The 7,827-nt window shown below is 66.9% G+C and carries 6 protein-coding genes; 2 read left to right on the top strand and 4 right to left on the bottom strand.

Annotated elements, in window-relative coordinates:
- Positions 1-98: 98 nt before the first annotated feature.
- From H4N64_RS44590 to H4N64_RS35740, 3 genes are all read right to left on the bottom strand, one after another.
- The gene (locus H4N64_RS44590) at positions 99-503 is read right to left on the bottom strand and encodes a hypothetical protein (protein WP_222109790.1); all 405 of its coding nucleotides are present in this window, start codon (positions 501-503) and stop codon (positions 99-101) included.
- Entirely contained in the window at positions 500-1,246 is a 747-nt protein-coding gene (locus H4N64_RS35745; protein ID WP_222109789.1) for an ISAs1 family transposase, read from the bottom strand. The genes H4N64_RS44590 and H4N64_RS35745 overlap by 4 nt, the downstream gene beginning before the upstream one ends.
- Before the next feature lie 213 nt (positions 1,247-1,459).
- Positions 1,460-1,768 (bottom strand): DUF6003 family protein, encoded by a 309-nt coding sequence (locus tag H4N64_RS35740; protein WP_186286708.1) that lies wholly within the window; start codon positions 1,766-1,768, stop codon positions 1,460-1,462.
- A 222-nt stretch (positions 1,769-1,990) separates the two neighbouring features.
- Here H4N64_RS35740 and H4N64_RS35735 point away from each other — a divergent pair, with 222 nt between their 5' ends.
- Both H4N64_RS35735 and H4N64_RS35730 read left to right on the top strand, forming a co-directional pair.
- Positions 1,991-3,883: an Hsp70 family protein gene (locus tag H4N64_RS35735; protein ID WP_186286706.1), complete on the top strand. Its 1,893-nt coding sequence runs from the start codon at positions 1,991-1,993 to the stop codon at positions 3,881-3,883.
- 124 nt (positions 3,884-4,007) lie between these two features.
- Positions 4,008-4,649: a hypothetical protein gene (locus H4N64_RS35730; protein ID WP_186286704.1), complete on the top strand. Its 642-nt coding sequence runs from the start codon at positions 4,008-4,010 to the stop codon at positions 4,647-4,649.
- 1,334 nt (positions 4,650-5,983) lie between these two features.
- On the opposite strand, the gene H4N64_RS35725 is transcribed toward H4N64_RS35730, so the two are convergent.
- Positions 5,984-7,813 (bottom strand): hypothetical protein, encoded by a 1,830-nt coding sequence (locus H4N64_RS35725; RefSeq protein WP_186286724.1) that lies wholly within the window; start codon positions 7,811-7,813, stop codon positions 5,984-5,986.
- Positions 7,814-7,827: the final 14 nt, after the last annotated feature.

The raw sequence follows: 7,827 nt of genomic DNA, 5'->3' as shown, positions 1-7,827 counted from the left end.
GGGATCGACATATTCAATGCCATCTCCGATTAACCCGTTTGGGGCGCCAACTGCACGCAGGGCTGTTGCAAAGTTGAGTGATCTTGTGACTTCGCTGGTCAGGGCAGGCCGATGAGGTCGAGGGGTCGGGTGTGGGGCCGGTAGGAGACGTGCCGGAGGGCGGCGGCGATGTTGTGGTGCCCGGCCCGCCGGAGGGTGCCGTTTGCGTAGTTCCGCAGGGTGGCCATGTTCTCCGGACCGTGTCCGGTGCGGACGCGGGAGGCGTCCTCGGCGAAGGTGACATCGCGGACGAAGGGGAGGCGGTTCTCGATCCCCCACTGCGAGCGGGCCACCCGACCGATTCGCTCGGGTGAGGCTTCCCTGCAGGTCAGATCCGTGATCGCGTAGATCGTTTTACGGGTGAGCTTCCCGGTCCTGACGTTCGTGCGGAACCGCATGATCCGTGCAGCCTGGACGACGCGGGGGAAGCCCACTGCGACTTCGGTGACCGTCAGCGCCTTCACGACGCGCAGCTCACGCCGGCCGTGTCCGGCATCGCGTTCCGCTGGCGGGCGGTGACCTCCTTCCAGGGCAGCGAGCGCAGAGCCTTGAACAGCCCGGGTTGGTTGTCCTTGACGACGAGCAGGAACCGGGCGCCCTTCTCCCGCAGGAAGCGGACATGGCCGCGCTGGGTGTGCAGGGCGTCGGCGGTCACGACCACTCCCGTCAGGTCGAAGGGGGCCAACAGGCGGGCGAACCAGGTGATTTCGTTAGTCTTCTCAGGGACACGCAACTGGCTGACGGCTTCTCCGGCACCGGTCATCGCGGCCAGCAGGTGTGCGGCCGGTGCGGTGCCGCGGCGAGAACCGCGGGCGGCCTTGCCGTCCACGGCGAGGGTGTCCGCTCCGGCCGGATCGCATCCCAGCAGGTCGGCAAGTCCCCCGGGGCACACTGCGGAGATCACCCGGCGGATCGTCGCAGCACTCGGCGGGATGCGCACCATCAGCGCCGTCGCCGCCCGGGCGCCGAGCCGTGTCAGGGTGTCCTGCGGGGCCCCGGCGGCCCACTGGCCGATCGCCGCGTAGGAGCGGGCGCCGGCCAGCACCGCGCAGACAGCGATCAGCAGCACGCTCACGAACGGGTGACGCACCCCGCGCCGACGTCGCGGGTCAGGCAGACTGACCAGCCGTTCCGCCACCGGCAGCCCCGCCAGGCCCGTCAGGGCGGGCGACTTGATCAGGCACGGCGTGACAGACTGACGGCACATCGAAGCTCCGTGGGATGCAAGCGACTTGGGAAGGTCACTCGCTCCAACGGAGCTTCGTTGCGTACGGCACGCTCCCCACGCCACCAAGCTCTGACCAGCGCGGACACAAGATCACTCAACTTTGCAATAGCCCTGGCCGCGCAGTATGCGGCATTCCTCACGGCGGCAACTGGTTTACCTGTCCACCCATTTGCGCGGCGCTGAGTAGCGTCCTCATTTGCTTTTATGGCCGAGAGCGGCACGCACGGTATTGCGGGAGTGGCCCGTCAGCTGTGCGATGCGTACCTCGGTAAGGCCAGCGGCCTTGGCTTTACGGATCAGATCGTCACGCGTCTGCATGCATCGCCTGTAGGCCACCAGTTCCGCCTCACAATCCGTCGCCCCGTCCTGGGTTTTGCTCTCGACGGGAGCTGGCGGTGATGCCCGGTTCGAGTTCCGTGTACGGGATTCGCTTGCTTGCTCAATCGTGGCTGGCGCACACATCCCCAGCAACTCGTTGTCTACCGCGATCAGTTCAGGCATGTGCAGAAATATACATGTCCAGTTCTGCACATTGAATTGTGTTGATAGTCAAGTGTGAATAGTCGGGAGAATGGGCTCCACGGGTTACAGAAAAGGGCTGACGAGGATGGCAGCTTGCCCGAATCAGGAAATGCCCGTGAAGCTTCGTCCAGCGGCGCACCGGTGTCGCTCATCTGCTGCCCAGGGGGCGTCTGCCCCCTGGGCATGTGAAACGGAGGCCTCATGGCAGTGCCCAAGGTCGTGGTCGGCATTGACTTCGGAACACATGGGTCCGGTATTGCGTGGTGCACCTATGGGGGCATGAACGACGACCCGGCCCAGCGGCGTATCAATTTCTTCAACACGTGGGCGGGGCAACCCGTCGCCACCGTGAAGAATCTGTCCGCGCTCTTGGTCGACGCGCAGGGCGAAGTCCTGGCGTGGGGCTACGACGCGCGAAGACGAGCTCTGATCAAGACGCACGGGGCTGATGAGCCTCGCTACTTCAACGCTTTCAAGATGGGGCTCATGGAGCAGGCCGTGGCGGAGCGTGCCGGCCTGGGCGGAGAACGGTCGGTGATTGAAAAGCCCGGCTGGGGCGACGACGAGGACGCAGACGACAACCAGGAAGAGGAAGAGGATGCGGCGACGCCGGAGAGCGTCGCAGGAAACACCGGCGAGGAGGAAGGGACGGAGGAAGAGGGGACAAGTGACCTCGTTGTGCTGTCTGGCTCACGCCGCCAGAACGCCGAGTCGCTCATCGCGGCGTACTTGCGGAGGCTTTACGAGACGGCCCTCGCGCAGGTCACCGCCAGCGGATACGACAAGGACGACATCCGCTGGTGTCTGACCGTGCCCGCGATCTGGACCGACGAGCAGAAGCAGGTGATGCGGGACATCGCGGGGAAAGCAGGCTTCCCCATGGAGGACGGCCGGCTCATCCTCGCTCTGGAGCCGGAAGCAGCAGCTCACTACGCCCTGGTCAGTGGTGTCAAAATCGCTGGCGGAGCCTCGGACGGCGCCAGCCTGATGGAGCCCGGCAGCCGGTTTGTTGTGGTGGACTGCGGCGGCGGTACCGTCGACCTCACGGCTTACGAGACCGACGCTGAAGGCCGGATGGTCGAGATCGGCCTGCCCATGGGTGGTCCCCACGGGGCGGAAGAGATCAACCGAGCGTTCCGCGATGAGCATCTCCTGGACCGTTTTGGCAAGCTGGAGATCTTGCAAGACCTGGCCGCTGATCACCCCGAGGCGCTGCTGGACCTCACTGAGGCCTTCGAGCGGGCCAAGCTCCACTTCGGGCCCGAGGAGACCGACCCCATCTACCTCACGTTGCCGACGGCAATCGACCGGCGGATTGGGGCCACGGTACGAAAGCGTCTCGCCCGCAAGCAGAACGGTGTCACGGACGCCATCGTCGTGACTGCGGACGAGGCCCGTCGCCTGTTCGACAATGTCCTGCCAGACATTCTTGACCTCATCGACGAGCAGCTCAAGGAAGTGGAGAATGCGGCGACCGCTGGAAGCCGTGACCCGGTCGTCCTCCTAGTCGGCGGTTTCGGCGCGTCCCCCATGCTCCAGCACGCAGTCAAGGAGCACCTCACGGGCCGTGCCGACGTGCTCGTGCCGCCGGACCCGGGCGCCGCCGTCCTGTACGGTGCCGCACATTACGCCTACGAACCGCACACGCGTGCACGTCGGAGCAGGCTGACCTATGGCACCTGCTTCTGCGCCGAGTTCGAGGACGGCGTGGACCCGGAGGAATACCGCTTCACTCTGAGCACGGGTGAGGACTACTGCAGGGGGCGGTTCTCCAAGCTCGTCTCCCGGGGCGACCTGGTCAACACGGATGATGAAGCGCACCTCTCGTACGTTCCTCTTGAGGGCACGACCCGCAAGCTGATCTTCAGTCTGTTTTCGTCCACGGAGCCGGATCCTCGCTACGTCACCGATCCAGGGTGCGAGTACCTCGGCAAGATCACGATTGACTTGAAGAAGGTCATGGCCTACGCCCTAAATGATCGCGCCGTCAACTTGTATATGCGTTTCGGGGAAACCGAGATCAAGGCCCGTGCGGTCGTGCGGGAAAGCGGTGAGGAAGCTGCCACCTCACTCCGATTCCTAACCAACTACTAAGCCGAGGACCACCATGGACTTGATCCGAAGCGTTTTCCCACCGGCACAGCCCCGCGAAACCTTCAGCCACCCGGAAGGCAGCGGAGCGGGGGATCCCCCAGGCAGCAGCCCCCGGCGCCTGGACGTGGAACTCATCGAGGGTGCTCGCCGACTGACCGCCCTCGAGCGCGAGCACCGCGGGCTGCAGCAGGCCTATGCCCAGTTGGAAGGCCGCCTGCAGTCTGTGGAACGACGGCTTGACACTCTGATGGCCGCGCAAGCGGAGGCCCGCAGTGACCTGCCATCAAACGCACACAGCGTTCATCACGTCATTGCCCGCGAGTACGACGTCCTCGTTGAGCAGAAGGTCCAGGCGCTGGCCCGAGCGGCTGCCCATTCAGTGGCCGCGGCTTCTCCCGGTGCGGTTCCCCGACTGCTGTGGCTCATGGGGCAGATCTGCTCCGTCCTCTTCGGCTCCGACAAGCCGGACGGCAAGGCGGTCCTGGCCGCAGTGTGCAAATCCCGCCTCGACCCGTTGGCGTCGCAAGCCAGTCGGTTGAGCAGCAGTGCCCTCGATCTCCGGGAGCGTTCGGCTCAGACGGGGCTGCCAGCACATTGGGATTTCGAGATCGTGCCTGGCGAACCCCTCGACGAGGAGTGGCAGGAAGCGTGGCCGTCCTGCGACAGCACGCTGCCCGGCCAGTTCGTGATCGCCCCCGCTTACCTTGTAGCCGAGCAGGTCTTCAGCCGGCAGCGGGTGTGCACCGGGCTGTCCATCCCGAGTTGATGCCAAGGCCGATCCATTGACTGCCCGATGCGGGGCACCCGGCCCGGCCATGCTCAACGCCTGGCCGCGCCACCCGCGAGCTATGGGCTAGCCCCAATGCCGTCGGCAATTGGGACTAGCCCCACCCATCAGGCGAACTCCAGGGCGGGGCCGTCGGCGTTTCGGGGGCCCTTACCGCATCGCTGCGTAATCCTGCGGTGCCGTGCGGAGGATCTCGACCATCTGGTCTTCGGTCAATCCGGTAGGCCAGCGCGGACGAGTTCGCGATCTTCCGGAACAGAATGTCGGCGGGGATCGGCGGCAGGCCGGCGAAGAGAGGGTGAGGGTCAGGTCCGGCGCCTTCGCTGAACTGTTGGACGACTCTCTGTATGAGTACGAAGGCGGGGGTCGGCGACACTCGCGGTGGACATGAGTGTCGATCTTGGTGGGCAGTCTGGTCCTGCTTCGTGCACAACGACACGGTGTGCACGAGGTGGAGGTAGGGAGGCCTCATTGTCGACACCGATGTCGTACGCGTGGAACGCCAACTGCGGGCAGGTGAGCTGGCCTGTCCGTCGTGCGGGCGCATCCGCCTCGTCAGCGCAATCCAGCACATGTAGGAGTAACTGCTGCCCGGCTTCGGAGTCGCACGATGGCGATTCGTTGGCCGGTCAACTGGGACGTCAGGCCGCGTGTCCGGGATTCGCAGCCGCGTCGTCATCGCCTTCGGCCGCGGCCGCGATCTGATCGCGGACGTAGCCGTCCACAGGTGCGTACGTAGGCTGCATCTTCGGGGAGCGCGCCGTGGCAGAAGCGCAGGTCCAGCCCTTCGTCCTGCAGCTCTCGCAGTGTGCTGAGGACCTCGATGTGCCCGAGCAGCCGCGTGCAGGCCTCCTCGGTGAGCACCGCCTCCGGCGCGATCCCTGCGAGGTGGTTCGACGTCTCCTGGAGTTCCGTCGGGCCGAGCGGGATGTGCTGCCCGTTGCGCAGCGCAGCGAACCAGACAGGTTCCGGGGCGGCGCCGAGCTTCTCGAAATCGACTCCTGCGGCGGCGAGGGTCGCGCGTACACGGTCGACGCGGCGGGGAGGCAGGCGTCAGCCAGGGAAGAGGTTGGGTCCGGCGTAGTGATCGGGCAAGGTGCGGGGAGAGCAGCCTCCCGGCGGCGACGGCGGACTTGTCGAACATCTCCTCGATCCTGCTGGAACGGTCCGCGCGTTGGCCACTCCTCAGGGATCTGACCTGGTGTGATGGCGCCCACGTGTGTGCTGTTCCCTGATCCGCGGGTGAGTCACGCAGGCGGATCGGTGGGCCTCATGCAGGTCTCGGAATGCCGCAATTGCCTTGTGTGGGTGGGCTATTGGCGGCGCCAGTGCTGGTGCACCTGTTGTACGTCTGCTTCGAGAATGTCGCGCAGGTCGTTGTCGTCCGCGGGAACGTCCAGCCCCAGGGCGGCGGCGACCTTGCGGTAGGACGTCATCATGTCCGGGTCTCCGGCGGCGACGAGGGATGACAGGAGTGCCTGGTCGGCGGGCGTGGCCTGGTCGACGAGGGTGAGGACCTCGACGCGGTCGGCGAGCGTCATGTGGGGGAGCGCGGAGCCGAGCTGCTGCTTGAGCCGGGACCAGGTGGTGGTGGTCTGCTCGCGGGCGGTCTTCTTGAGCGCCCCGCGCACTGCGGCGGCGGCGGATTCCAGGACGTGCGGCGGGAGCTCGCGGCGCCCCTGGCGGTCACGGGCCTGGGACTGCTTCTTCGCCTGGGAGGTCTTCTTGATCCAGGACCTGGCCTGCTGCCGCTCGCCGGTGGACAGCCAGTCGCCGGCGGTTTGCACCGCGGTGGCGAGTTCGTCGGTCAGCTTGCGCTGCTCATCGGCGGGGAGAGGGGAACCCTTTTGGAGGCGGTTCAGGGTGGCCCGGGCCTGGCGTACGGCTGCACTGCGTTCGCGTCGTTCCGTCCGGGCGGTGTTCGGTTCCTTCTTCCCCTTCTCCTTCTTCTCCGCCGGCGCCTGCTGTGGCCTGGGTACGGCCTTCGGTGTGCGGCGTCGCTTGGGGCGCGGCGCCAGGAGAGGGTGGAGTACAGGCCGGGCCGAGCCGGGCTCGGGGAGATGGTCCTGGTAGCGGAGGAAGTTGCGGGCCGCGGTCAGGACGCGCTGCTCGGCGGGGCTGGCGCCGCGCCGGGTGAGCGCCGCGGCGGTCTGGAGCTGGGAGCGGACGTCCCAGGCCCGCTTCTCGGAGACGGCCTGGGCGAGGTCGGCGAAGACGCGCTGCTGGTAGTCCTCATGGCCGGCCAGCCAGGTCCGGGCCTCGGCCAGGGCCTGCTCGGCGTCGGCGCGGATGGCGGGGGCCAGGGTTTCGAGGAAGGGGCCGCTGCCGTCGCACAACCGTCGTACGTGTTCCACGGTCCCGGTGCGCTGGGCTGCCTCCAGGCCTCGGATGAAACGGGTGACGTTTTCCGGGAGCGCTCCCGCGCGGTGCCCGTCGGTAGGTGGGGCGGTGGCGGAGGGCCGGTCTCGGAGGATCTCGTTGGCGGCCGGGGTGATCAGGCCGTCGTCGGTCCAGGAGCAGTCGGCGAGGGGAACCCATTCGGTGGGGTGGGCCAGGCTCTGCGTGCCGATCCACACCTGGCGGCTGGCTCGGCTGCTCTCGCACCGCACCCGGTACACGTACGGGCACCGGGAGAACACCCCCGGCTCCGGCACCACGCCGGGGCCCAGGACGGGGATCCGGTCATCCTCCCAGTCGGGCGGCACCGTGCCGTCCATGTGGACACGCAATGCGACGCCGCCGTCGAGGTCCAGGTCCAGGTCCAGCAGCGACCCGATCGGCGGCGGGAAGGCGAACCGGCCGACCAGACCATGGTCGAGCAGCGACCGCGACATGGCCGCCTTCACATACAGATGGTCGGCGCTGGACTCGCCGACCTTCGGCCTCCGGCACGCGTGCGGGGCGCCGTTGACCTGCGGAAAGTGCTGAAAATGGCACTGCCGGTCGACATACAGCTTGTGCGCGAGCTGGGCACCGCAGCCGCCGAGCAGAAGCCCGCACCAGAACGTGTCGTGGGCGTGCACGTGGCGGAACCCATCCAGCTCGATGGCCTCGGTCGGCAGGACGACCGGCACATCCGAGTGCTCGTCCCCGATCACTGCCGTCTGCACCAGCCGCGTGTCGCGCACTACGACGACCCCCAATCGTCCATGTTGAC

Origin of the sequence: Streptomyces cupreus (genome assembly GCF_014257025.1) — a bacterium.
Taxonomy (GTDB): Bacteria; Actinomycetota; Actinomycetes; order Streptomycetales; family Streptomycetaceae; genus Streptomyces; species Streptomyces cupreus.
The sequence above is the reverse complement of the archived record's forward strand: the minus strand, read 5'-3'. Positions and strand labels throughout refer to the sequence as shown.

What these genes read in the sequence shown, in the direction of transcription:
- H4N64_RS35735 (WP_186286706.1), top strand. Translation starts at nt 1,991, where the DNA reads ATGGCAGTGCCCAAGGTCGTGGTCGGCATTGACTTCGGAACACATGGG.
- H4N64_RS35740 (WP_186286708.1), bottom strand. Translation starts at nt 1,768, where the DNA reads ATGCCTGAACTGATCGCGGTAGACAACGAGTTGCTGGGGATGTGTGCG.
- H4N64_RS35745 (WP_222109789.1), bottom strand. Translation starts at nt 1,246, where the DNA reads ATGTGCCGTCAGTCTGTCACGCCGTGCCTGATCAAGTCGCCCGCCCTG.